Origin of the sequence: Chishuiella sp. (assembly GCF_032109125.1) — a bacterium.
Lineage (GTDB): Bacteria > Bacteroidota > Bacteroidia > Flavobacteriales > Weeksellaceae > Empedobacter.
In genome coordinates this window covers 123298-148695 of sequence record NZ_DAMCLZ010000001.1, presented here as the reverse complement: position 1 = coordinate 148695, position 25398 = coordinate 123298, and the positions used below count along the sequence as shown (strand labels likewise).

General features: G+C 27.5%; 21 protein-coding genes. 8 read left to right on the top strand and 13 right to left on the bottom strand.

The window, feature by feature from the left end; all coding sequences use genetic code 11:
- Positions 1-6 precede the first annotated feature (6 nt).
- The 4 genes from RT575_RS00690 (at position 7) to RT575_RS00675 (ending at position 2547) form a co-directional block, all read left to right on the top strand.
- Positions 7-342 (top strand): hypothetical protein, encoded by a 336-nt coding sequence (locus tag RT575_RS00690; RefSeq protein ID WP_313578014.1) that lies wholly within the window; start codon positions 7-9, stop codon positions 340-342.
- Positions 343-373: 31 nt separating this feature from the next.
- On the top strand, positions 374-847 hold the full coding sequence (locus tag RT575_RS00685; RefSeq protein WP_313578012.1) for a DUF4625 domain-containing protein: 474 nt from the start codon (positions 374-376) through the stop codon (positions 845-847).
- Positions 848-960: 113 nt separating this feature from the next.
- On the top strand, positions 961-1818 hold the full coding sequence (locus RT575_RS00680) for an ATPase (protein ID WP_313578010.1): 858 nt from the start codon (positions 961-963) through the stop codon (positions 1816-1818).
- A 9-nt stretch (positions 1819-1827) separates the two neighbouring features.
- Positions 1828-2547: a formyltransferase family protein gene (locus RT575_RS00675; protein ID WP_313578008.1), complete on the top strand. Its 720-nt coding sequence runs from the start codon at positions 1828-1830 to the stop codon at positions 2545-2547.
- Between the two features lie 20 nt (positions 2548-2567).
- Here RT575_RS00675 and RT575_RS00670 read toward each other — a convergent pair whose 3' ends face one another.
- Genes RT575_RS00670 through RT575_RS00660 form a run of 3 tightly spaced genes read right to left on the bottom strand, consistent with a single transcriptional unit; the run spans position 2568 to position 6514 of the window.
- On the bottom strand, positions 2568-4127 hold the full coding sequence (locus RT575_RS00670) for a hypothetical protein (RefSeq protein ID WP_313384507.1): 1560 nt from the start codon (positions 4125-4127) through the stop codon (positions 2568-2570).
- A gap of 7 nt (positions 4128-4134) precedes the next feature.
- Positions 4135-5181, bottom strand: coding sequence for an HlyD family secretion protein (locus RT575_RS00665; RefSeq protein WP_313376461.1), 1047 nt, complete (start codon positions 5179-5181; stop codon positions 4135-4137).
- Positions 5182-5185: 4 nt separating this feature from the next.
- Complete coding sequence (locus RT575_RS00660; RefSeq protein ID WP_313384508.1) at positions 5186-6514, bottom strand: TolC family protein; 1329 nt, start codon at positions 6512-6514, stop codon at positions 5186-5188.
- Positions 6515-6711: 197 nt separating this feature from the next.
- On the opposite strand from RT575_RS00660, the gene RT575_RS00655 reads away from it, so the two are divergent.
- Both RT575_RS00655 and RT575_RS00650 read left to right on the top strand, forming a co-directional pair.
- Positions 6712-7518, top strand: coding sequence for an AraC family transcriptional regulator (locus tag RT575_RS00655; RefSeq protein ID WP_313384509.1), 807 nt, complete (start codon positions 6712-6714; stop codon positions 7516-7518).
- Positions 7519-7592: 74 nt separating this feature from the next.
- The gene (locus RT575_RS00650) at positions 7593-8129 is read left to right on the top strand and encodes an NAD(P)H-dependent oxidoreductase (RefSeq protein ID WP_313384511.1); all 537 of its coding nucleotides are present in this window, start codon (positions 7593-7595) and stop codon (positions 8127-8129) included.
- 46 nt (positions 8130-8175) lie between these two features.
- On the opposite strand, the gene RT575_RS00645 is transcribed toward RT575_RS00650, so the two are convergent.
- The 4 genes from RT575_RS00645 to RT575_RS00630 form a co-directional block, all read right to left on the bottom strand.
- Complete coding sequence (locus RT575_RS00645) at positions 8176-8652, bottom strand: c-type cytochrome (RefSeq protein WP_313578004.1); 477 nt, start codon at positions 8650-8652, stop codon at positions 8176-8178.
- Positions 8653-8739: 87 nt separating this feature from the next.
- On the bottom strand, positions 8740-9654 hold the full coding sequence (rlmF, locus tag RT575_RS00640; RefSeq protein ID WP_313578003.1) for a 23S rRNA (adenine(1618)-N(6))-methyltransferase RlmF: 915 nt from the start codon (positions 9652-9654) through the stop codon (positions 8740-8742).
- Positions 9655-9720: 66 nt separating this feature from the next.
- Positions 9721-9978, bottom strand: coding sequence for a chaperone modulator CbpM (locus RT575_RS00635; protein WP_313384516.1), 258 nt, complete (start codon positions 9976-9978; stop codon positions 9721-9723).
- A 3-nt stretch (positions 9979-9981) separates the two neighbouring features.
- Positions 9982-10872, bottom strand: coding sequence for a DnaJ C-terminal domain-containing protein (locus tag RT575_RS00630; protein ID WP_313578001.1), 891 nt, complete (start codon positions 10870-10872; stop codon positions 9982-9984).
- A gap of 296 nt (positions 10873-11168) precedes the next feature.
- On the opposite strand from RT575_RS00630, the gene RT575_RS00625 reads away from it, so the two are divergent.
- Together RT575_RS00625 and RT575_RS00620 are read left to right on the top strand one after the other, a co-directional pair.
- Positions 11169-11390 carry a VF530 family protein gene (locus RT575_RS00625; RefSeq protein ID WP_313384519.1) on the top strand — a complete coding sequence of 74 codons (222 nt, stop codon included), beginning with the start codon at positions 11169-11171 and terminating at the stop codon, positions 11388-11390.
- Positions 11390-11773, top strand: coding sequence for a hypothetical protein (locus tag RT575_RS00620; protein ID WP_313384521.1), 384 nt, complete (start codon positions 11390-11392; stop codon positions 11771-11773). Before RT575_RS00625 ends, RT575_RS00620 begins: the two co-directional genes overlap by 1 nt.
- A gap of 7 nt (positions 11774-11780) precedes the next feature.
- On the opposite strand, the gene RT575_RS00615 is transcribed toward RT575_RS00620, so the two are convergent.
- From RT575_RS00615 to RT575_RS00590, 6 genes are all read right to left on the bottom strand, one after another.
- Entirely contained in the window at positions 11781-12344 is a 564-nt protein-coding gene (locus RT575_RS00615) for a DJ-1/PfpI family protein (protein WP_313577998.1), read from the bottom strand.
- 191 nt (positions 12345-12535) lie between these two features.
- Positions 12536-13867: an ankyrin repeat domain-containing protein gene (locus RT575_RS00610; RefSeq protein WP_313577996.1), complete on the bottom strand. Its 1332-nt coding sequence runs from the start codon at positions 13865-13867 to the stop codon at positions 12536-12538.
- 6 nt (positions 13868-13873) lie between these two features.
- The gene (locus RT575_RS00605; RefSeq protein ID WP_313577995.1) at positions 13874-15076 is read right to left on the bottom strand and encodes an ankyrin repeat domain-containing protein; all 1203 of its coding nucleotides are present in this window, start codon (positions 15074-15076) and stop codon (positions 13874-13876) included.
- Between the two features lie 347 nt (positions 15077-15423).
- Positions 15424-15927 carry a hypothetical protein gene (locus RT575_RS00600; protein ID WP_313577993.1) on the bottom strand — a complete coding sequence of 168 codons (504 nt, stop codon included), beginning with the start codon at positions 15925-15927 and terminating at the stop codon, positions 15424-15426.
- Positions 15928-15938: 11 nt separating this feature from the next.
- Positions 15939-18875, bottom strand: coding sequence for a hypothetical protein (locus RT575_RS00595; protein WP_313577991.1), 2937 nt, complete (start codon positions 18873-18875; stop codon positions 15939-15941).
- A gap of 373 nt (positions 18876-19248) precedes the next feature.
- Positions 19249-25305 carry an alpha-2-macroglobulin family protein gene (locus RT575_RS00590; RefSeq protein ID WP_313577989.1) on the bottom strand — a complete coding sequence of 2019 codons (6057 nt, stop codon included), beginning with the start codon at positions 25303-25305 and terminating at the stop codon, positions 19249-19251.
- Positions 25306-25398: the final 93 nt, after the last annotated feature.

The following is a 25398-nucleotide window of genomic DNA, read 5'->3' as shown; positions in this document are numbered from 1 at the left end:
TTGACTATGAACAGTAAAAAATCTTTTTTTGGTTTTTTCTTTGGTCTTATACTTATTGCTATACCTATTTTTAATCTCCTTCATTTTATTTTAGTAGATCATCAAGAAACTATTGATCTTAAAAAGAAGGAAGTTATACATCATCAATGTAATCATTATACCTTTCATTCAATTTTTATTGATACACATGATGAACCTATAATAGTAATAGTTGAAGAATATTATTATTATAAAGAAAATAACTCGTATCTAAAAAATAATGAAAAAAGTTCTACAATAAACTATTGTTTTACTAGAGGACCTCCAGATAACTTTTTATTCATATTATCAACCAATACCTAGAATTTTATCTGAATTAATTAAAATTATAAAAATGAAAAAATCAATATTAAAATATACACTAATCGTTTTATCTACATTACTTATAACTTCATGTTCTAGTGATGATGATTCTTTAGATACAACAAAACCAGAAATTCAATTAATATCTCCAAAAGATGATGCTCATTTCCATTTAGGTGATGAAATATCTATTGAAGCTATATTAAAAGATAATACAGCATTAGGAAGTATAAAAATTGACATCCATTCTGCTGAAGATGGTCATCAACATAAAACAGCTAATATTAGTTGGGAATATAATGAAGAAATTAATATTTCTGGAAACACAAAAGAATTTGCTTTAAGCCATAAAGTACAAATTCCTGCTGAAGGTATTACAGGTGGACATTACCATTTAGGATTGTATGTAATTGATCAAGCAGGAAATCAAACACAGCAATTTATTGAAATTGAAGTTGTAAACCATGATGAAGATGATGACCATGATCACGATCACGATCACTAAAAAAAAATTATCTTTCAAAATTTTAAAAACGCTTGAATTTTCAAGCGTTTTTTTTATGTCTATTGTACAAAAGATTATTATTTTAGCAGTAATTTTTATTAAAACACAAAAAAATGATAGCAATAGCTGATAGTGGTTCTACAAAAACTGATTGGGTTATTTTAGATGATAATCTTAATGAAGTTTTAAGAACAAGTACAATAGGTTTCAATCCATATTTTGTAACTGCTGATGACATTTCATCTGAGTTAGAAAAAAATGAAGATTTAAATCCTATCGCTGGTGAATTTAAAAAAGTATTCTTTTATGGTGCTGGAACATCTAGTGAAAAATTAAAAGAAATTGTATATAATGGCTTACACAATTTTTTCACAAATGCTGAATTAGTTGTAGACCATGACCTACTTGCTGCTTGTTATGCATCATATATGGGAAAACCTGCTATGGTTTGTATCTTAGGTACAGGTTCTAATTCATGTTATTTTGATGGAGTTAGCCTTCGTGAAGAAACAAAATCTTTAGCTTATATTCTAGGAGATGAAGGATCTGGAAATGATTTAGGAAAACGACTTTTAAGAGCTTATTTCACAAAGAAAATGCCTCCTCACTTAGCTAAAGCATTTGACGATTATTACAAACTTACTGTAGAAGAATTAAATCATAATGTATACAATAATAAGTTTGCAAACACTTATTTAGCATCATTCAATAAATTTGTTCTTGAACATAGAAATGACCCTTTTGTTCAAAAAATAATTTATGATGCTATGTCTTCATTTATTGAATATCAAATTCTTCCTTACGAAGAATCTCGTCAATCCGAATTAAATTTCATTGGATCAATTGCTTATATTTATGAAGATATTATACGCTCTGTAGCTGCTCAATATCACTTGAATGTAGGTCATATTATTAGAAAGCCAATAGATAATATTGTTGATTATCATAAAAAATATTTAATCAATAATTAAAAATATTGAATGATCGTATCCAAAATTGCAGTAATTAGTTATAATGTACCTCATCGTAAAACACAAGATGTTTTACATGGTTTAAAAGCTAAAGGTTATAAAAATGTAAAGCTATTGGCTTTACCTTTTGTAAAAAGAGAAAATCCTTTTATTCCTATTTATCAGCATAGACCAAATAAAGCAATACAAATAACACCAAAAAATTATTGTGAAAATTTTGGATACGATTTTGATTTAACTTCCTTTGAAACAATTTATTCTCAATTAGAATCTTATCAACCAGATTATATTATTATTGCTGGAGCTGGTTTATTACCTAGTATATTAGTAGAAAAATATAAAATAATTAATACTCATCCTGGTTTTTTACCTTTTACACGCGGATTAGATTCTCTAAAATGGGCTATTACTAATAAAACAGAAATAGGTGTAACCACTCATTTTATTAATGAAGAAGCTGATGCTGGTTTTTTAATAGAACAGCAACATGTTCCTGTTTATGAAAATGATACTTTTCATTCTGTTGCTCAAAGACAATATGAAATGGAAATTGAAATGTTAGTCAATTCTTTAGAAATAATACCTACTATAACAGAATTTAAATCTCTATCTTCTTCAGAACATCCAGCTACTCGAAGAATGCCCAAATTAATAGAAAAAAATTTGCTCATAGCTTTTGAAGACTATAAGCAAAAATTTAAAATTAAAAACTACTTATCTATTACTTAAATTAAGTAAATACAAAAAAATCAACGATTATAAATTTTCGTTTTTAATGGTTTCAAAATTAAAATTATTGCTACCGATAATCCTACTATAAATAAAACTCGGAATATTTCCATATTCGAAACCAATAATGCTTGATTAAAAAGCCTACTTTTCAATGTTCCAAATGATAATAATTCTGCTTCATTCGCTAAATGACTTGAAATATTTTTATTATATAAAGCAGACCATTGTTCTTGAAATATAGGACTTGATTTATCCAAATTTTTTGTCATCAAAAATTGATGCTTTGTTGTAAGATGTAAAACAGCATTTTGCATAATTGAGAAAGCTATTGTAGTAGTCCAAAAACGTATTGCAATACCTGCATGTGCTGCATTACCTGAAAATGTTGGATGTACTGATCCTATAATAAACAATATTAAAGGTGTAAAAAGCATTCCCTGTCCTACTCCTTCTAAAAATAATACTGGAACAACTGCTGATGTACGTGTATCTGGAAAAAACAAATAACTAAACCATAACATACTTGCAGATAGTACCAAAAATCCTAAACAAAATATATAACGAAATTCAATTTTATTTTTAACTAATAGAAAAGAAATCATTACTCCTGTAACAGTTCCTGCTACATTATAAAATTGAATATTAAGAACATATTCCCAAGGCCATTTCCATACAACTGCCATTATTTGGTAAATATTACTCATACTTGCTCTTAGAGTATAAAATACAAAAAATAAAAGCAAACCAATAACTAATCGTTTGGATTTTAAAATTTCAAAATGAAATAATGGTCTTCTTGATGTTTTCTGATGATAAATAAATAATCCACTAAAAATAAAGGTTGTAACAAATGATATTACAATCAAAGGAGATTCAAACCAAAAATATTTTTTCCCATAAATTAACCAAAATGCGCCTGAAATTAATGTAATACTCATTAAAAATACTCCTCCCAAATTTAATTGATAAAGAGGTTTCTGTGGATACATTCTATTTTGATTAAAGAATAAAACATAAATACTTAATGATAAAACATGAAAACTCATAATTGTATAAATAATCATATTGTAATTGTAATTCTGTATAGCGAATTTCACCATTAATGTAGTTATCTTATCTCCGCATAAAATCACACAATAAAACATAGAATAAGCAATTAGCTTAGCATTCTCGTGCTTTATCCTTGAAATTATAATTGGAACTAATATCACTCCTTCAAATAAAGATATAGGACCCTGAATAAATCTGAGAATTAGAATTAATTCTGTATTTTTGGTTAAAGTCATTGCAAACAATACCAATATATTAAGCATTGTCATTACCAATAAGTAATTTCTTATATTAAAAAAATGAAATAACCTTTCATGAACAAAAAATCCACAAACAATAGTAGCATAAGCTAAAGAAAATAAAAATTGTAAATCATCAACCTCTAAATCTAAAAATGATGCAGTAAATGTACTATTCATGTTGAATATCATTAACACCATTAGATAAGGCATCATGGCTATTCCCAGAAAAGGTACAATTAACTTTTCTGGAACCCATTTTTTGAATATAGAAGCTTGTTCTAACATAATTCTTTTAATCTAATTTTCCTGCAGATACATTGACATTCATTCCTGTTCTTAGCTTTTCATTATCTTTTGATTTTTCTAAGATGATTTTTATTGGAAAACGTTGTTCTATTTTTACAAAGTTTCCTGTCGCATTATCTGGTTTAACTAATGAAAATTCTGATCCAGAAGCAGGTGATAAAGATTGTACTTTTCCTTTAAATTCTATATCTGGAAAAGCATCTGCTTTCAAAATAACTTCCTTATTTAGATCAATTTCACCAATTTGAGTTTCCTTAAAGTTAGCGATAACCCATTTCTCTTCAGAAACAACTTGTACTAAAGTTTGTCCTTCTTTTATTAGCTGTCCTACTTGTATATTTTTAACACCAACCCAACCATCATAAGGAGCTATTACGTAAGAATATGATAATGTTAATTTTGCATTATTTAACTGAGCTTGTCTTTGTTCTACTTCTGTTTTAGCTGGAGCAACTTTTGTTTGTTCTGCAAAAGTTCCGATATTAATTGATCTTCTTTTTTGTTCTAAAGCACTAAGATTAGCTTTTGCTTGCTTATAAGTAGCTTCAATTTCTTCAAACTGTTGTTCAGTTGCTGCATCTTCTTTTACTAAATTTTTAAAACGATCGAAATCTTTTTCTGTTCTCCAAACTTCAATTTTTGCAGCTTCAATATTTGCATCAATTACGTTTACATCACTTGCTTTTGTTACAACCGACTCCTCTACTGTTTTTACAGCTTGTGTAGTACTTTCTAAATTTGCAGTTGCTATATCCACTTGATTTTTAAACTCCCTATTATCAATCACAACTAACGTATCTCCTTTGTGTACAAATTGATTTTCTTCAAAATTTATTTTATCAATAAAACCTGGAACTCTACTTGCAACTGGTGTTATATATTGTCTTACTTGAGCGTCATTTGTATTGACATGACTTCTAGAAAATAAATAAAACCAAAAAACAGTTGAAACTCCAATTAATATGAAACCCCATGCGACTATAGAAAGTGTTCTATTAAGTCTTCTCTCCCCTTTTGTTATTTGTTTTCCCATAGTTTTATAAATTTCCTAAAACGTATTGTAATTGATAGTATTTTAATTGTTTGTTGATTTGTAGTGATATCATGTTTGATTCAGCTTCTAAATAAGAATTATCTGCATCTATTAACTCAGTAATTAAACTTAATTTATTAATATACTTTGTTTTCACGATTCTATAATTCTCTTGAGCTTGTTGTATAGCCTCTTCTGCTATTTTAATTTTTTCTATAGCTTCTTCCAATTTTCTATTAGAAGCGAAAACATCGTGTCTAATTTGTTCTTCTTTTTCTTCAATTTCCAATTTTGCTATAGATATATTAGTATCTGCCATTCTCATTTTTTGTTTATTTTTAAAAAAACTACTCAATGGCACAGTAACATTAACACCTACCATTCCAAAACGATACATATGTGGCTGTGGAGGAAAAAACATAAAGTTAGGATAATTATAACCATACTCTCCTCCTGCTGTTATTTTAGGAAGAACATTCGCTTGGGTTATTTTTTTATCTAATTTTTTAAGTTCTAAATCTTGATTAACTATTTTCAATTCCTCATCTTTTGTTGTAGCTTCTAAAATCATTTCATCAACTAAACCAATTTGATCATTCGTTGTAAATAGTTCACTTGTATCAATATGTATATCTTGATCTTCAGGTAATGACAATATAGTTTTTACTTGATGCTCTACAATTGCAATATCATTTGCTAATTCTGTAAAAGACATTTTATGATTTGACAATTGTAATTCTGTTCTAAGAACTTCATTATTAGTTACCAATCCATTTTTTCTTAAAAGTTGAGTTTGTTTAATTACAGCAGAGTCTTCATGCATTTTATCTTGTATCAGCTTCTCTTGTTCTTGCAAATGCAGAATTTGTAAATAAGCTGTAATAATTTCCATTCGTAATTCACGAACATTCCTTTTAACCCTTAATTCAGAAATCTCAGTTTCTATTGCTGCCTTTTTCTCTTCATTTTTAATTTTTCCTCCCATATAAACAGGAATCTCAGCAGACAAAGTAAAATTATATTTTTTATTAGGCACTTTGTAGTCCGTTGCTGGATGAAGAAGTCCATGTTCAAACTGTTTTAAAGTAGATAAAACATGAAAACCCGTCAAAAAATTAACATCAGGGTATCTTTCATTTTTTAGATCTTTTTCTTTTAGTTCGGATAGTTGACTTTTAATAGAGTTAATCTGTAATTTTTTATTATTATTAATCCCTATTTCAATTGCTTCGCTCAATTTTAACTGATTATAATCAATTTCAGTTTGAGCATAAATATCTACACTTAACATTAAAAAAAACGCAAGTAATTGATATTTAATAACTTTAAACATCGTTTTTGTATTCAATTCTGGTTGTTATTCTGATTTCTTTGTAATGCAAATGTCAAATAAAGAATTTGAAAATAAATATTAAAATAAGAAAATAATTTGCTCATTCTCGCCAAATATTCTTACTTTGTTATAAAAATAATAATATTCATTTTTATTTATAATTAATCTAAAATATTTAAGTAATAATTATTCAATCCATGCTAAATACTGATTATTTTCCTGATATTAATAATGAAGAAGTTGACTTCTATATTAGAAATTTAAATTCTTATAGAATTGAAGTTGGCACACATGAACATAACAAATCTCAATTATTATATGCTGAAGGTGGTATAATACATATTTTTATAAATGGAAAACATTGGTATCTACCTGCAAGATGTTTTATTTGGATACCAGCTTTTACTCCACATTCTATTTTATCTTACAGTAAGTCAGTAGACATGTATAACTTCTATTTTAAAACAGAAATTGATGAAGGTGATTTCTACAAAGAATATAATATTTATTATGCTGACGATTTATTAAGAGAAATGTTCTTATTTACCAAAAAATGGAATGGAGCTGTTACATCAAATGACATCGTTAAATATAATTTTTTAAAAACTATAAAATCTATTCTCCCTGAAATGGAATCTAGTAAAATTCCTGTTATCTTACAACATGCTTTCCCAAAAGACAAAAAATTATTAGAAATTGCAGATTATTTGAGAGATAATTTAGAAAAAAATCTCACAATTGATGATATAGCTAAAAAATTTGGTTTAAGTTCTAGAACTTTATCAAGAAAGTTTAAAGATGGATTAGGTATCAATTATGTTCGCTTTCTAAGATCTTTAAGAATTACAAGGTCATTAGAATTAATTAGTAAAAATCAATTTAATATGTACGAAATAGCAATGCTTGTTGGTTATAATTCTCTTTCTTCTTTTAGTAATGTATTTTATAAAGTAACAGGTATACGTCCTACAGAATATTCAAAAATAACACAGAAAAAGAAATAATTTTTTTTCTTAACATAGGTTAAGAATCATTTTAAAAAAAAGTAGTTCATTTGTATAAAATAAAACAAATAAGAATGAAAATACTTGCATTTGCTGGAAGTAACAGCAAAAAATCTATCAATAAAGAATTATTAAATTTTGCACTAAAACAATTAAAAAACGTTGATATTGATTTAGTTGATATTAATGATTACGAAATGCCTATTTACTCTATTGATAGACAAATTGAAAATGGTTTTCCAAAAGAAGCAGAAGATTTTTATAAAAAAATAGAAGAAGCAGATGGTATCGTTGTTTCTTTAGCTGAGCATAATGGAAATTTTTCTGTTGCATTAAAAAACATTTTGGATTGGGTTTCTAGAATAGATATGTCATTTCTTAAAGAAAAGAAAATCTTATTATTAAGTACTTCTCCAGGAAGTTATGGTGGAGGAAATGTAATGGAAGTTGCTACAAAATATTTCAGTATGTTTGCTGGAGGTGAAATTATTGCAAGCTCTACTTTCCCATTTTTTAATGATAATTTCCAAAACGGTGAAATTACTAATGAAGAATTAAAAGCTACAATCTTAGAAAAAATTGAAATTTTTCAAGATGCTTTATCAAAATAATATACTATAAAAAAAGGTTGTCTTAATAGACAACCTTTTTTTATAATTATTTTTTAGCTGCTTCTTGTGTCGCAGATTTAATTTCTAATAGTGCTGTATCATCTAATGATTTAGTAGGGCTTTCATTTCCTCTATGGCACATTGTACAAGTAACAACATTTATTAATTCAGGATTTTTTGAATTTTCCCAATTAAAGTTTTTAGCATTTATTTCTCTTGTCATCAAAATCATATGACGAGCAAAACCTTTTTCTTTTTTGTCATCACTTGCAAAATCCATTTTTTTAGTTGTTGCATCACTAGCATGACAATAAGAACATTTAACACCTAAAGCCTCATTGTATCCTCTCATCAATCCTTTTAAGCTATCTTCCGAAATAGTTTGAGGTAATACTTTTAAATTTTTCCATTGAAATGTAGTTAATTCTTTACCTGTATCTATATTTCTAGAATTAGTAAAAGAAAATACCACAGTCAAAAAAGCTAAAATAGCTAACGTAATTGTAATTTTTTTTGTTTTCATTATGTGTCTCTTTTGTTACACACAATTTAAAACAATAAGGTTATAGATTATAACTTTTTAAAAATTTGGAATAATTTTAAATAATTATTAAAATTTCCAAACTAATAAACGAGATACTTTATTACCTTGTTGCATATCAACAATACGATAATCTCTTACTTTTTCTTTTTTTAGTACTGATTCTAAAATTCTAAGATTTTCTTTTTTAGAAACTAATGTAGAAAACCATTTTACTTGATTTCTATAATCTGCACTCTCTTTTATCATCTTTGTAATAAATAATCTCTCTCCTCCTCTACACCAAAGTTCAGAATTATTTCCTCCAAAATTTTGAATAGGTTTTTGATCAGATTCTTGCCCTAAATTCTTTAATTTTCGCATTGTTTGTTCCATTACTTCTTGATTTGATCTAAAGAATGGAGGATTACAAATTGTCATATCAAATTTTTCTCCTTGCTTAATAATATTTTTGAATATATTATTTGGATTAAATTGCATTCTGATATCAACTTTATTACGTAATCTAGAATTCTTTTTTACAATTTCTTCTGCATTCTTAAAAGATTCATAATCTAATTCCGCACCTACAAAATTCCAATCATATTCATAATTTCCAATAATAGGATAAATACAATTTGCTCCAACTCCAATATCTAGAATTTTAACGTCCTTACCACGAGGAATAACTCCATCAAATTTTTCTCCTAAAATATCAGCTACATAATGTATATAATCTGCTCTACCTGGAATCGGCGGACAAAGATTAGCCTTTGGTAATTCCCAATAATCAATATCATAATATGTTTTTAACAAAGCCTTATTCAATGCTTTTACAGCTTCTCTATCAGAGAAAGTGATTGTCGGTTCGTTTTCTTTATTTGGCTTTATATATTTGGTAAGAGCAGGATAAACTGCACAAAGTTTCTCGAAATTATAAGCTGTTATATGACGATTTCTTGAGTGTAGTTTTTTTAATTTACTCTTCTTTTCTGGAGTATTCATACAAAAATATTTATGCAAAAATAAGACAACCTTTGTATTTTATTACAAAGGTTGTCTAGGTTTTAATTATTTTAATTGTTTTTGTAATGTTTCTATTTGGTCAAGAAGATGGTGAATAACTTCTATGCCTTCTATATTTATACCTAAATTATAATGAAATTCTATATATCTTTCTACTTTTGTTAAGTCTTCCTCATCTATAAAATATTCTTGATTACGCTCATGTAGAATAACCAAATCATTTTGGTATAAATCGATTAAAAACTTAGGTTCTATTTTATGATACTCGCAATATTTTACGACTGAAATTGTAACATTTTTCATGGTTTAACCTTTTTTTATTTCACGTAATTTTTCAAATAATTCTTTTTCTTCTAAAGTTAATTGTGTTGGTATTTTCACAGAAAAAGTAACATATAAATCTCCAAATTCATTTTCTTTCTTGTAAATTGGTAATCCTTTACCTTTTAGCTTTACTTTTTTACTATTTTCTGTTCCTTCTTTTATTGGTACTTTTACTTTCCCTGAAAGTGTATCAACAACTACTTCCCCTCCTAAAATTGCATCGTATAAATCAACCTCAACAGTTTTATATAAATCTGCTCCATCTACATCAAATGATGTATTATTATTGATATGAAAAGTTATATACAAATCCCCATTTGGACCATTATTATAACCTTTTCCTCCATGACCTTTTATTTTTATAGTTTGTTCATCTTGAACCCCAGCAGGAATTGTAATTCTAATGTTTTTACCATTTACAGCAAAAGTTTGTTTTTGAGAAGTAAGTACATCAGTCAAATTAAGAGAAAGACTTGCATTTACATCCTGTCCTTTAAAACCAGTTGATTTACTTCTTCCATCACGTCCAAACATAGAACCAAAGAAATCAGAATAACCATCAAAATCACCAAAACCTTGTCCAGCATCAAAATCGCTATATTGCTGTTGACTTTGCTGTTGCTGACGAGCCTTTTCATATTCCTCACCATGTTGCCAATTTTCTCCATATTTATCGTATTTCTTACGCTTTTCTGGATCACTTAATACCTCATTGGCTTCATTTAATTCTTTAAATTTTTGAGCAGCTTCTTCATTATTAGGATTTAAATCTGGATGATGCTTACGGGCTAATTTTCTATAAGCCTTTTTTATTTCGTCTTGAGTTGCTGTTTTAGATATACCTAAAACTGTATAATAATCTATAAAAGCCATGATAATTTATACTTTTTTGTATACCCTAATTTAGTAAAAATAAAGTAAATAATCATTAGCTTTTTGTATTTATAAAATATAAAGTAACATATTGATTCTAAAAATAATATTTATTACATATTGTGTATTTTGTTTATTTATTAATAAAATATTTATTCAATTAAAATTCTAATCTTAATACAATTTGAATTTGTAAACAAAAATTAAAATGACGAATTTTAATTCAAAACTTGTAACAGGTTCTCGATATTATAATTTATAAGAACTTTAAAAAGATTTATCTGTAAATTTGCAGAATGGAAAATCAAAAAAATAATCCTTTACACGGAAAACGCTTAGATGATATTATAGAAGAATTAGTTGTATTTTATGGTGGATGGGAAGGATTGGGAAACCAAATAAGTATTAAATGCTTTAATGATAATCCTAGTTTAAAGTCTTCTCTAAAATTCTTACGAAAAACTGATTGGGCAAGAAAAAAAGTTGAAGAATTATACATTAAAAAGATTGTTAAATAATGACACAAACTATTGTTGAAGAAAAAATTTTTATTGAGCATGAACTTCTTCATGAAATTGAAGAAGAAAAACAAGTTATCATACATTGTCACATGATTGCCGATGAATATTCTAATGCAGCGAGAATTTGGCCTTCTACATATATTATAGATAATCAAAGTGGACAACGAAATCAGTTACTATTTGCTGATGGAATAACTATGTATCCTACTTGGACATATATCAAAGAATTTTCTTCTCTCAATTTTACGCTTATTTTTGGAGGGTTACCAAAATCTTGTAAATCTTTTGATTTGGTAGAGATAATACCACAAGCAGGTGGTTTTGAATACAGAAAAATACCTAGAAATAAAACAGATGTATACCACATCAATTTAGATTAGTTAATAGCTATTGGTTACAATTATAATCCATTTGTTTTTTTATTTTATTTTTAGCTTCTTCTCCTACCCATTCATTACATAAATACAATCCCAAATCTATTGATGCACTTACAGCTCCAGAGGAAATAATATCGTTATCTTCTACTATTCTATCTTTTATAACTTCTTTACAATATGGTTTCAGAGTTTCATATTCCTGATAATTTGTAGTTGCTTTTCTATCCTTTAAAAATCCAGCAGCACCTAAGATTAAACTTCCGGTACATATAGATATTTTATGTTTTACATCTTTAGAAGTTTTTATCCATTCTATAAATTCATTATTGAATTGTAAACTTCTTGTTCCAAAACCTCCTGGAATTATTATAGCATCATAATTTTCTAATGTTTCACATATTTTTGTAGGCTGTATTTTAAGTCCAAAATTATCTGAGACCTCATCAGTATAAGAACAAATATCCCAAGATAAATCTGGAATATAATTCAATGATTTTAATCGACTAATTGGGTCATAAACACCTATAAAGTCCAACCAAGTTATTCCTTCGAAAACTATATATCCTATTTTCATTTTATTCTGAATTAATAAAGTAAAATTAATTATTTTCAATTTGTTTTTAAAAATGAATTTGCAATAGTGATTGTAGCGGAAATCCTTTTTGCGAAGCGTACTAGCGAAGTAAAAAGATTGAGAGTGAAAAGCGCGACCTGAAAGGGATTGCCAAAAAAAATCCTTACCAAATAAAGGTAAGGATTATACTATTATGCTTCTAAAATTTTCTTCTTTTCGGCATCGAACTCTTCCTGAGTAAGAATTCCTGCGTCTAAAAGTTCTTTCATATCTAAAAGAGCTTTCTTTTTATCTGCCATATCTTTTATTGTAGGTTGAACAGGTTTACTTACTTCTCCGTCCTCTATTGCATTTGTTTTTGCTCCAAATTCTATTAAAAGACTTGTAATTTCATTAAATCCATTCATATTAGAATAATCTATTGCTTTTTGTTCTAGAACATTTGCTATATCTGTTTTTGCCCCATTTGTCAATAAAAAGCGTAGAATATCTTTTTTACCATAAGCAGAAGCGTAATGTAATGCTGTGTTACCAGAGGCATCTTGTTTGTCTATTTCTACTCCACTGTCTAGCAATAATTTTGCTAATGAAAGATAACCTAATTTAGATGCTGTTTGCAATAGTGTTTCTCCTGCATAATGTGGCTCGAAACCTAAAATAAAAGTTCTAGTTCCTGTATTTGCTATTAATTTTTGCATATAATGTCCATCTTTTCCATCCCATGCATCAACACTTCTAGCATAATCTGGAGACAAACCTTTCTTTAGAAACAAGGCTACTAATTCTTTTAAATTTGCCCCTACTGCGTACCAAACAGGCGAAATACCTTCATTAGATTCTGTAAAAATATCTGCTCCTTGTTCTATTAATCGTTCGCATACAATACGATTACCCAATTTTGCTGCTAACAATAATGGACCTTCGTTTAAATCATTTAATTGATTTACTTGTGAACCACTCTCTAGTAGCAATGTTACGATTGGAATGCTATTGTTTTGAATGGCTAAATTTAAAGGCGTATTTCCGTTTTTATCTGTATAATTATTATCTGAACCATTTTGAATTAAAACTTTTACAACTGGAACAAATTTATTTTCAATGGCAACTAACAATGGTGAAATAGCATTTTGATTCAATCCATTAACATCTAATCCTAGCGAAATTAATTTCTCTGCAATATCTTGTTGACCAGTTTCGGCTACAATGTGTAATAATGAGTTACCTTTAAAATCATTTATATCCCAATTTGCTCCTTGGTCTAATAAATAATTTGAAGTTTGCTTTTGTTTGTTAATTATTGAAAAAAATAATGGTGTTTCTCCTTGATGATCTTCATAATTAATATCTGCACCATTTTCTACAAGTTTTTTTACAACATCAGTGTATCCTTGATAGGCTGCATAATGCAAGGCTGTACGACCTTTTTCATCTGTATATTTTACATCTACTTGATTATTTTCAAGAAGAATTTCTGCTATTTTTCTTTTTCCTCCTTCGCAGGCTACTAAAAATGATTGTGACATATTTTTCTACTTTTCGAATAAAGTTTCTACAATTTTTGATTTCATATTATCTTCCATCGCATAATCTATTGCTTTTTTATCAAAACGATCTTCTACGGAAGCATCGGCACCAGCCTTTAATAAATATTTTACTTTTCTATATAAATCTTTTGCTACTGCTTCTTCAAAATTTGGATTTATTTTACAAACTTTTATTAAAGCTGTTTGTCCATCATTATCTATTTCGTTGACATCAATAAAATCTTTGTCTAATAAAAATTTCAATAATTCTGAAGGTTTTTCTACAACCCAATCAAGACCTGATTTTTCTTTGTCATAATATTTGGAAGTTGTAGAGAGAGATGCTCCATTCTCCAATAGAACAGTTAGCATTTCTTGATCTGCTGCACTTGCTTGTGAATATTTTAAAAAACTGTTCAACAAATTTTCTCCTTCGTTATTTAATTGGTAAAAATCTGGTGTACCATATTCTAATAACAAGCGTAATAAATCTAAATTTTTATTATATGCTGTTACAAAAAATAAAGGTGTAATTCCTTTATTATCGACTGAGTTTACATCTGCACCGTTATCTAATAATAATTGTATTGTATTTGATTTTACAATAAAACTATTTTCTAAGGCTGTAAATAATGGTGATTTTTTTGCAAGATCTTGTTTATTAACATCAACTCCACTATCAATTAAAAAACTAACAATATCATGTGTGTACCCTTCTACTCTATTTTGTCTTTGTCCTAGAGCTATGTGAAGATAATTTTGTTCAGCTTTATTATAATATTCAAGTTTGATTCCTTTATTAATTATTGATTCTATTATTTCTTTTGGAAATCCATTTTCGAGAGAATAAGATAATAAATTATATCCCGCTAATTCTTCATCAATATCATCTAATGCTTCTAAAAAGTTTTCGAAATGTGGTAAATATTCAGTTAGTTCTTCTGAGTTAAAGAATTTAGTTTGTGAAATAATAGGATTTAATAAAGAATCATTAAAAGAATCATATTCAAACAACTCTGTATTAATTAATTCTTCGTTTACCATATAATCAAAAACATTCCATTTTTTATTTTGCATAACAGCACTTAAAAGTTGTTCTCTTTTCTGTTTTGGAATAACGTTAAAATTTTCTTTTAAATAAACAATTAACTCTTCTTCTGTGAATTTATATATAGCATCAAAAAATATCTGTTGATCAAATGTTGACATTGTTTTTTATTTTATATTCTTACTAAAAAATGGCGAAAAAAAAATAAATCATAACCATTTTAAAATCAATTTATTCATTCAATAAATCATTATTTATTATGAATGAAGTCTATGCAATTTACAAAAGAATATTAATTTCTTTTTATGTAAAATTCTTTGTTACAAATAAAAAGCCGAAAAAAATAGTAATAAATAAAATGTAGTTAATTGATAAACAATACATTTTATTAAATGAATTTTAAAAAGTTAAATTTATTGTAATTTTATTTCAATAAATTTATATATAATCATAAAAAAAGATAGGATTAATCCTATCTTTTTTATGAAAATTTGTAAAATGGTTAAGGTTATTTCCAATAATTCCAATTTAAACCATCAAAAACAGCCATTGATTTACTAGTTGTATCATAACATATCATTCCTACGTAAGGATTTTTAACTGTTAAATGAGGATTTTCTATTTTAGGCAAAATCATTGCTTTATCGACTGATTCTAAAACTAGTATTCCAATTGCAGATGATGACTCGGATCCTATAATTACTCCATTACCTATATCTTCTGAACTATTCATAAAAATTTTTGAATCATCCCCAGTCTCACTCAAATTTTTCCATGAATTATTTTCATACATTCGAATTTTTTTTTCTTGAGTATCAAATAAAAATGTTCCATTTGTTGGAATAACAGTTGTAGTATTAGTTACAGCAGGTAAAATAATTCCTTTTGAGTTTGTAGAGGTTTGGTCAAAATCTAATATTGTGCTACTTCCGTCAACATTTGGTTTTCCTATAGATATTTGCGCTTTAGAATAAATACCAAATAATAAAATTATATAAATAAGTTTTTTCATAATTAATACATTTATTCGTTACAAGATTGTGTTATACATTTCCAATTATCTCCATTATAAATTTTTGTGCAATTATCAGCCAAATCATAAATTATCATTCCTTCTTTTGGATCTAATATATTTGATGAACTTGGAATCCTTGATATTACAAATCCTTTGTTTTTTGATTCTAAAACAAGGAAACCATTTGGTATTTCTTTTGGCCATGTAGAGTTAGGTTTTTGCAATGAAGAAATACCAGTATCAGAATTTAAGATAGCCTCATTAGTATTAAAATATCCTGGTTTTACACAAATACTATTGTTACAGATTAAATTACCATCATTGTTTGTAGGATTACTAGCATCTACTTTCAAATTATATAATTTAATTGTGTTTATAGCACTAACTAATGATCCTACTTCTAATCTTATTTCATTAAAAGGTTTTGTCGCTCGAAAACCAAAATTCTTTTTTCCCGTTCCGATAGAAAGAATTAATGATAAATCAAGTAAACTTGTACTATTTGCTACTTCTTGCTGTATACCATTTAAGTAAGTTTTAATGTAAAAAGTTTCTAAAAGATCTGCTTGTATTATTTGTTGAACATCTTCAATTGTGAATCCTAAATAAGTACCACTTGGAAATATATTAGCAAGATCTAGAATACTTATTCCTGCCCTTCCTGCAACACCTATACCTAAATTTAAAGTTGTAAAATCTGTTTCAGATGTTGTAATCAGATTCATTTCATTTGTTACAGAACATTGAGCACAAACCAAACCTTCGATACCTGTTCTGAATTGATTAATAACAACCGGATGATTAGATGTATTATCAATTGTATTCTCAACACTACAGTCTATTGCTTTTTGACAAGGATTAAGAATTGTTAAATCATAGAGTCTTACTTCACCTAAAGATACTCCTACAGGTTGTTCATAGATAAACTGTATTTCATCAAAATCTTTAGTAGATTTAAACCCTAAAGTTTTACGAATACGAGATGCTATGTTAGCACCTAAAAGGAAATTTCCTCCTTCTATTATTTCTGTTTGTACATTATCTTTTAATAATTTTAATTTAAACTTCGGTAAAGCACTAACATTTACTAAACTAGTTAATTCTATATCAAAAGAAACATATGTTCCTGCACTAATAGCACTTAATTGTTTTTCTATTGCTATAGTAGCAGTACTAAGTATACCAACAGGGATATTTATAGTTGCATAAGTATCTGAATTACCATCTAAAATATTATTTAAATTTGTTACTCCTCCAATTGATATTCCTTGAAGATTTGTGTTTTTTCCTATATTTACAGGATATTCATTTTTATTAATTATTGTTGGTTGATTACAAGCTATTGACGGTCCTTCACACAATTTTTTAACAATCATATTATAAATTCTTGTTTCACCAATAAGATCTAAACTTAATCCAGTTGATAAATTAAACTGAACTTCATCAAAATCTTTTGTTGTTATAAATCCAACTATAGAAAGAGGATTTCCTCCCAAGCCTTCTACGTTTGATAATAGTGTATTAGAATTAGATTCTTCTTGTAATAAACCATTTAAATAAGTCTTTATTGTAATCCCCCCTAATAAACTTAAATTCAACAAATTATTGTTTGATATTTCAAAACCTGCAAAATGTCCTGCATTAAACACTTGTTCTACAAGTCCAACAGATAAAGAAACATTTCCTAAAACAGATGCTGTGATATTCAATGACGCATAATCATCTGTATTACTATTAATTAAATTACTTGGATTATTAATAGAAGCTGATGTAATACCGGAAGTACCAGTTCTTAAAGGTTGAACAAAAGCAGGATAATTAGGATTTATTATTTTAGTATCTATATTACAAGCAGGATCTTCTCCTTTACAATATTTTTTAACAATCATATTGTAAATTCTTGTTTCTCCTACAAGATTAGCATTTAATAAACTTGATAAACTAAATTGTACCTCATTAAAAGGTTTTGTAGTAATAAAGCCAATTACAGAACGAGGATTAGTACCTAAAGCTGTTACATTTGATAATAATGTATTAGAATTAGATTCCTCTTGTAATGTACCATTTAAATAAGTTTTTATTGTAATACCACTCAGTATACTTAAATCTAACAAATTATTGTTTGATATTTCAAAACCTGCAAAATTACCTATACTATAAGTTTGATTTAAATCTCTTACTGAAACTTGAGCAGTACCAAATGCTGAAATACCTAAATCTATTGTTCCATAATCATTCAAATTACTATTAACAATATTTCCAAGATTATTCATTTTACCTACAGATAAACCACTTAGACTGGTTTTATTATCACTATAATTGATTACTGCAGAAAAATTATCTTGTGAATTGATTACTGCAGAATTACCTTGTGAAATCTTTGTATCCTGATTACATTGCAAACTTTGAGTATTGGTACAAGGTGTAATTGCATAAAAATTATTCACGGAAGTAGTTGTTATTCCAATTGTACTTACAGTTAATCTAATTTTATTAAATGGTTTTGTTGTTATTAATCCTAAATTCCTATTTGTAGCACTCGCTAAATTTATTGGAACCTGCATTGATATAACATCATTAGTAGGGGTATTATTTAAAAATGTCTCTACCTTATAAGTTGTGGAAATAGATGCAAGACTAGTTTCAGATAAAACTACACCTGCATAAGTTCCTGCTGGAAATTGTCCTGAATTATTTTGTACTTCTACATATTCAGTTGCAGGAAGAAGTGCTGATGTCCAACTAGAAGCATTATTTAAATCGTTATCTATTATAACGTTTTTATTACTAAACCGATCTACCCCAAGTGCTGTGGAGGAGGTAACAGCAACATTATAATTATTAGTTGTCCAAGAAATAGGTAAAGAACAATTTGTTTGTGCAAATAGTATATTGTTAATTGATGTAAAAAAAAACAGCAATAAATAGTTAATTCTTTTTTCCATATAAATTAGTTTTTAATTAGTTTTTTTAGTTATAGCTGGAATTTAAATATTATATAAAAGTTTATTTATTAAAACTTTACAAAATAATAATATCTATATTTTTTTGATTTTATCAAATTTACAAAAAAAACAATATAGTGTATGAAAATATTTTTATTCAATAAAAAAACTAAAAGGATTTGTAGTAATCCGAAAAAACATTGTTTGTCACTGAATGATTTAGCTAACAATTGCAATCTTGGAAAGTTGCTATTGCTAGGTACTTTGAGATAACAACTCGCACGAGAAGCAACATTTTTGTTGCATTTTTATCAAAAAAAAATCAGTACAAAATATATTGTACTGATTTTTCTAAAAATTGTTGAGCTAATTACTATTTAATCTCAACACGAATTCCTTCGCTTTGTGCACTTAATTCTGGTGCATACATATTTTGCATTGATGTTATTCCGTTAGAAAAATTACCTGCATTATTTGCTTTTAAATCGTATTCGAAAACATACGTTCCTTTTCGCATAGAATCTGCAAAGAAATTAGTTGCTGCATCACGAGTACTTTCGTAATAACCAAATTCTCCTTTCCACTTATAACCAGATAATACATTAACTGGCTCGAAACCACTTGCACGCATATCTTTTATATGTACAAACTGCATTGTTCTATCGATAGAAATTTCCAAACGAACTGTTACTACATCTCCTACTTTTATTGGCGTTTGAGCTGTAATTTCTTTAAGAACTGGTCCATTTGTAGTGTTCTGTTTTAGATATAATTTTTTATTGAATTGGATTCCTGTTTCAGCAGATTTTATTTTATCTAAATCTTCGAAATATTGCCAATACATTGCTCCCCAAGCAACTCCTGGAAAAGTTTTTGTAACTTCTATTTTCCCCATATCTGGTTTTATTTCTTCTTTGTTCCAAGATGTTTTCACATAACCAGAACCAGCTTGCGGATTATTATCTAAATCTATAGTCTGGTTTCCTACTTTTACAACAATTCCTTTGTCTGCATCTATCCAAGATTTACCAAAGTTCATTAATGCATATACTGCTTTTGTTGTTGCTTTTGTTGAATTCCATTGATTTGTTTGACGATTTTTTAATAACCAAACTTTCATTTCTTCGATAGATTTTTCGTCTTTTAAAACTTCGTCGAACGCTTCTATCAAAATAGATTGTGTTTCTACTGGAGCTTGATACCAGAACCAACCAGCTTGGTTTTCTTTCCAATACATTCCCATTTCATCTGAAAGAACTGCTTTTTCTTTCACAGCATTTAATGTTACCTTAGCTGAAGATTGCATACCAAAACGATTCATTACAATTGCTGCCATTGCTTTTTGTTGTAATGATAAATCTAGTTTTTCATCGTTTAAGCTTTTCAACATTGCATTTTTCATTTCATCCAATTCTTTTGACATTGGAACATCGTTCAAGAAGAAAGAACGTGCATACAAATAATGTAATCCATCTGAATAAACTACATTTTTAAATGCTTTTTCATTTGTTTTAAATTCATTGAAACGTTTTAAATTTTCGCTATCGATAAATTGAATCGATTTCTTGATTAATGGATTTACATCTATTCCAAAAGCATCAAACTTAACATCCATTTTTTTCAGATTTCCGAATCCTGCAACGATATGAGTTGTAATGTACTCGTTTGGTTTTCCTCCGTCGAACCAAGAGAATCCTCCATTACTTTGCTGTTTATCTGATAATTTTTGGAAAGCAGCTTTCATTTCATTTTGCATTTGATTCAATTGAAATAAAACTGCAATTTGTTTCATTTGTTCTTCTTCGCTTTCTGCATTTCTTAACCAAGGTGTTTCTTCTAAAATAATATTTTTTAATTCTTGGTTCAATTGTAATTTAGATTTCAATTCCCCTTTTTTATTCCAATCATCAAAAACAGCTTTTATTTTTGGATTAGAATTTATCACTTTTTCTGAAACCATATTTCCATATAGACGAGCAAACACTTGTTCTGCACATTCGTAAGGATATTCACGTAAATAAGGTAATGAGAAAACAGCATACCAAATTGGATTAGTCGTCATCTCGAACGTTAACTTGTAATTATCTAACGTTTTTGATTGATTATTGATTAAGTGGTCAAACTTAAATGTTTTGTTTTGCCCCTCTTTTACATAGATTGGTAATGTTTCTGTTACCAACATTCTGTTTGTTAAGATTGGTAATGCAGATTCTTCTCCATCTGAAAATTCTCCAGCAGTTGCTACAACACGATAAACAACAGCAGAAATATTTTGAGGAATTTCTATTGTCCAAGTAACTTGTGTTGAATTTCCTTTTGCTGCCGTAAAATTCTGAATTGCATTTGTTAAATTAAATTTTGCATCTATTGGTTGATTTGTAAATGCATCGAATAACATTAATTTTGCCGAACCATTAAGTACCTTATCTGATAAATTATTAATTTTTGATGAGATAGAAATTTTATCTCCTTCTCTTAAGAATCTTGGCATATTTGGTACAACCATTAATTCTTTTTGTGTACGAACTTTTTGCTCTAAATAACCCGTTTTAAGGTCTTTTGTATAAGCCAAAGCCATAAATTTCCATTCTGTTAAACTTTCTGGTGCTGTAAACTCTATAATTACATTTCCGTCTGCATCTGTTTTAAGATTTGGAAAAAAGAATGCTGTTTCATTTAAGTTTGTACGTGCTTGCACATTATCTAAGGCTTTGTTTGCACCAGCTTTTGTTGTAATAACTACTACTCCATTTGCTCCTCTAGCACCATATAATGATGTTGCAGCTGCATCTTTTAGAATATTCATAGATTGAATATCCGTTGGATTGATATCTGTTGGCATTTTATCAAATACAACTCCATCAATAACATAAATTGCATTTTCATTTACTTCTGATGAAGATGAACCACGAATAGCGAATTTATCAGTAATTACAGCTTCTCCTAAATCAGCAGATTTTTCTAATGCTATTCCTGAAACACTTCCTGACAAAGCACTTTCCCTTCCTTCAGCATTTACTATAGGAGCAGCAACCTTCATTCTCATGAAATTCATTCTGTAATTATTAAAACCAAAATCGAATAAATTAAGATTCAATCCTCTGTAATCATCTCTATAAAAATCATATTTATTTTGATAATATATTGTTCTTGAACCATTTGTTGAATAAATTCCTGCTAAATAATATTGATAATTCAATCGAGGATTTGTAATGTTGTATACATTAAAATCAAAAGAATTTGATGCAAATTGGTCTAAAGAAGCATCGTACATTCCTGCTAAAACCTCAGCCGAAACTTTATCTTTGTTTGCTCCTTCTATCTTTAATTGCCATTTTTCTTTTTCTCCTGGTGTTAATTTATCTCTTAAAACTTCAGTTGTAATTTTTAAATCCTTATTGGTATAAGGAACAGCTAATGTTAAACTACCAGACTGAACATCGTTGAATTTTGTCATTACATAATTCATATAAATTCCTCCACGATATTCTTCTTTAATTGGAATTTCTATTCTTGATTTTTTATCAATTTCTAAAAATCCTTTTTCTATAATTTTTTGATTAGCTTCTATTTCATAATAAACATATGTTCCTTTTGAACCAGATTTAAAATCTATTTTTGCAATATCATTTGGCTGATAAGATGATTTATCTTGAGAAACAGTTAAAATTGTTTTTATTTCTTTTGCTTTTTTCTCATTAGAAATATAAATTAATCGTTCTACTTCCACTTTTTGTGTTCCATCTAATACATAGCCTTTTACAACATAATAACCTTCTTCTAGATTATTTGCTTGATTAAATTTAATTTCATCAGAAATTGCTGTATCAAAATCTGTTTCAAAAACCTTTTTATTCAATTCCCATGTTTTTGGATTCATTTCGTCTCCATAAGGTTCATGAGGAAATAATTTTCTGAATTCTTCTTTTGAATAAAAATTATAATCTGTTGTAAATTTCTGACGACGAACAACTTCTTTAGGTGCATTTAATGAATATATTTCTAAATGACCTTTTCCATCTAATTTTTCATCGTTTAAATTTTTAACATTAACTGTAAATGATTTTAATTCATCAACATTTATCTTATTTCCTAAATTTACACTCAATACCATTCTTGTATCTCCTACTTTTACAGTTGAAGACGTAAATTGAGTTTCTCCATTGATATCTGTCACAGAAACATCTATAGAATAAGAATATACTCTTGTTTCATCTTTCTTTTTTTCTGATGCTGGTTTAGCAACAAAATCAAACGAAAACTTACCTTCTGAATCTGTCGTAACTTCTCCAAATGATATTTCTTCACGTTGTCCACGATTACTAGGAATAGTACGATACCAAGGCCAAAAAGTAAATATTTCTTGTCGATAAACTCTGTAACTTACTTTTGCGTTATCTATATTTGCACCCGAAAAAGCAATTGCTTTTCCTTCTACTTTTACCTTATCATTTAAACTATAAACGCCTTTATTTTTTTCGATTTCAACCTCAAATTTAGGTCGTTTATATTCTTCTACTTTAAAAGAATAACTTCCTACATCATCATTTCCTTCGGTAACATAAATTCTAAAATTACCTGTTAAACCAGAAACTGGTAAAACAAAATTTCCATTCACAGAACCAAATTCATTTGTTGTTAATTCTACTTGAGATACTTCTTTTCTATTTACATCTTTTAAAACAAGTTTTAATTTTTTATTTGGAATAACATTTCTGTTTTTATCTGTAGATTTATAAAAAATTCCTTTAAAATAAACTGTTTGTCCTGGACGATAGATTGCACGATCTGTAAATAGTTTTACTGAGTTTGTGAAATCTACATCTTTAATATACCTGTCATTATAATAAGATGATGAATAAATTGCATTTTCATCTTTTACTCTATAACTAAAACTTCTCCATCCTTGTGGTACACTAATTTCTCCATTTTTATCTGATGTTAAAACTTTAGTTTCTTTGCTATTGTAATTCGTTGTATTTAAAAACTCTATTGCAACATTTTTTTCTGGTTTTCCAGTTAATCTATTGACTACAGATATTTTTCCATTCAGAGAGTTTAAAGCATAATTAGAAACAGCTATATCAATATAATCTATATCTTCTTTTTTTGCAATCTTAAAAGACGGATCGTTAGAGAATAAAACAATATATCTTCCATTAACTAATGGATTCAATTTTACTACTGTAGAATGAAATTGATAATCATCAAACAATTTTAAATCAATCGAATATTCTTCAACAACTTTTAAGCTATCCAAAAAATCTTGTGCTTTTTTTACATTATTATCATTATATACATATAATGCTTGTTGTTTAGAGTCTTTATCAAAACCAACATTATATGCTAAAATTTTTACATAAATTTTATCTAAATTTTTATGTGATACTTTAACTGGTGTATTTTGATTTACAGAAATATATTTCTCTGCATCGACACTAAATTCTTTTGATTTTATTTTCTCTACCAAACTATCTATTGCATTCTTATCTGTAGCATCTGGATAAGTTTGTGCAACTATTTTCTGAATCGCAAAAATATGATTGATGTTATCTAATTTATTATCCTGCAAAGCATATAAATCTGTTGCTAATGATAAATATACATAAGCTGAATACCATGCACTAGTATACTTTTTTGCCAATGCTTCTTTTTGTTTTATAAATTCATCTGAAGAAAGTGTAGAACGTTTTGCATTCAACAGATTCAGTTCATTATATAAAACAGCATTTAGGTGATTGCTTTTTTGATTAATCGATGACAAATCAGAATAAAAAGCATTTACTTTGTTTTGTTGATCATCTGTATTCAAATAATTTATATACTCATTAACTAATATATCATAAACAGTTGGTGTAATATCTAATTGTTTATTCGCTGTTTTTAGTTCATCTGATATATTTAAAATCAATTTATAATTAATTGCTTTTGTTGTAATTAATTCATTTTTTTGATCAATTGATTTTTCAAAATAATTATTAATTGTTTTATGAAAAGTATCTTCTGTCCAAAAGCGAACATCATTTGTAGATTGATTTTCTACATTTGTTCTACCTTGTATTTCCCATCTGTTTTCGTCAAAATATAAACTATATAATTGTGCTAAATAAGAATTTACAATTGCATCATTTACTTTTGATTTTCCATTTAATTCTTTTTTGAATAAATCGAATACAAAATTTACATCATCTTTTTCGTCTGATGTTACAACTTTTATCTTCGACTCATAAAATAAAGCTTTCAAATAGCTTGGTTCATTATTTTCTTTGCGTGATAAATCTTTTATTACATCTATTTTAGGTTGAATTGATTTAAATTGACCACTTGCCAATTCCTTATCAATTTCTTTCCACTTTTGATCAATCTGTTGCGACTGAGCCATAAGCATTGTATTGGTTAATATAAATACTAAGTACAGAATCTGTTTCATAGTTTGTTCTTTTATGAATAGATGCAATATACGGAAAAATGGTTGCCTGACAGTATAAAAAAAACATGAATTATTGATTAATCATCTGATTTA

Excerpts from the sequence above, each read along its gene's own strand:
- RT575_RS00690 (WP_313578014.1), top strand. The coding sequence starts at position 7 with ATGAACAGTAAAAAATCTTTTTTTGGTTTTTTCTTTGGTCTTATACTT.
- RT575_RS00685 (WP_313578012.1), top strand. The coding sequence starts at position 374 with ATGAAAAAATCAATATTAAAATATACACTAATCGTTTTATCTACATTA.
- RT575_RS00680 (WP_313578010.1), top strand. The coding sequence starts at position 961 with ATGATAGCAATAGCTGATAGTGGTTCTACAAAAACTGATTGGGTTATT.
- RT575_RS00675 (WP_313578008.1), top strand. The coding sequence starts at position 1,828 with ATGATCGTATCCAAAATTGCAGTAATTAGTTATAATGTACCTCATCGT.
- RT575_RS00670 (WP_313384507.1), bottom strand. The coding sequence starts at position 4,127 with ATGTTAGAACAAGCTTCTATATTCAAAAAATGGGTTCCAGAAAAGTTA.
- RT575_RS00665 (WP_313376461.1), bottom strand. The coding sequence starts at position 5,181 with ATGGGAAAACAAATAACAAAAGGGGAGAGAAGACTTAATAGAACACTT.
- RT575_RS00660 (WP_313384508.1), bottom strand. The coding sequence starts at position 6,514 with ATGTTTAAAGTTATTAAATATCAATTACTTGCGTTTTTTTTAATGTTA.
- RT575_RS00655 (WP_313384509.1), top strand. The coding sequence starts at position 6,712 with ATGCTAAATACTGATTATTTTCCTGATATTAATAATGAAGAAGTTGAC.
- RT575_RS00650 (WP_313384511.1), top strand. The coding sequence starts at position 7,593 with ATGAAAATACTTGCATTTGCTGGAAGTAACAGCAAAAAATCTATCAAT.
- RT575_RS00645 (WP_313578004.1), bottom strand. The coding sequence starts at position 8,652 with ATGAAAACAAAAAAAATTACAATTACGTTAGCTATTTTAGCTTTTTTG.
- rlmF (WP_313578003.1), bottom strand. The coding sequence starts at position 9,654 with ATGAATACTCCAGAAAAGAAGAGTAAATTAAAAAAACTACACTCAAGA.
- RT575_RS00635 (WP_313384516.1), bottom strand. The coding sequence starts at position 9,978 with ATGAAAAATGTTACAATTTCAGTCGTAAAATATTGCGAGTATCATAAA.
- RT575_RS00630 (WP_313578001.1), bottom strand. The coding sequence starts at position 10,872 with ATGGCTTTTATAGATTATTATACAGTTTTAGGTATATCTAAAACAGCA.
- RT575_RS00625 (WP_313384519.1), top strand. The coding sequence starts at position 11,169 with ATGGAAAATCAAAAAAATAATCCTTTACACGGAAAACGCTTAGATGAT.
- RT575_RS00620 (WP_313384521.1), top strand. The coding sequence starts at position 11,390 with ATGACACAAACTATTGTTGAAGAAAAAATTTTTATTGAGCATGAACTT.
- RT575_RS00615 (WP_313577998.1), bottom strand. The coding sequence starts at position 12,344 with ATGAAAATAGGATATATAGTTTTCGAAGGAATAACTTGGTTGGACTTT.
- RT575_RS00610 (WP_313577996.1), bottom strand. The coding sequence starts at position 13,867 with ATGTCACAATCATTTTTAGTAGCCTGCGAAGGAGGAAAAAGAAAAATA.
- RT575_RS00605 (WP_313577995.1), bottom strand. The coding sequence starts at position 15,076 with ATGTCAACATTTGATCAACAGATATTTTTTGATGCTATATATAAATTC.
- RT575_RS00600 (WP_313577993.1), bottom strand. The coding sequence starts at position 15,927 with ATGAAAAAACTTATTTATATAATTTTATTATTTGGTATTTATTCTAAA.
- RT575_RS00595 (WP_313577991.1), bottom strand. The coding sequence starts at position 18,875 with ATGGAAAAAAGAATTAACTATTTATTGCTGTTTTTTTTTACATCAATT.
- RT575_RS00590 (WP_313577989.1), bottom strand. The coding sequence starts at position 25,305 with ATGAAACAGATTCTGTACTTAGTATTTATATTAACCAATACAATGCTT.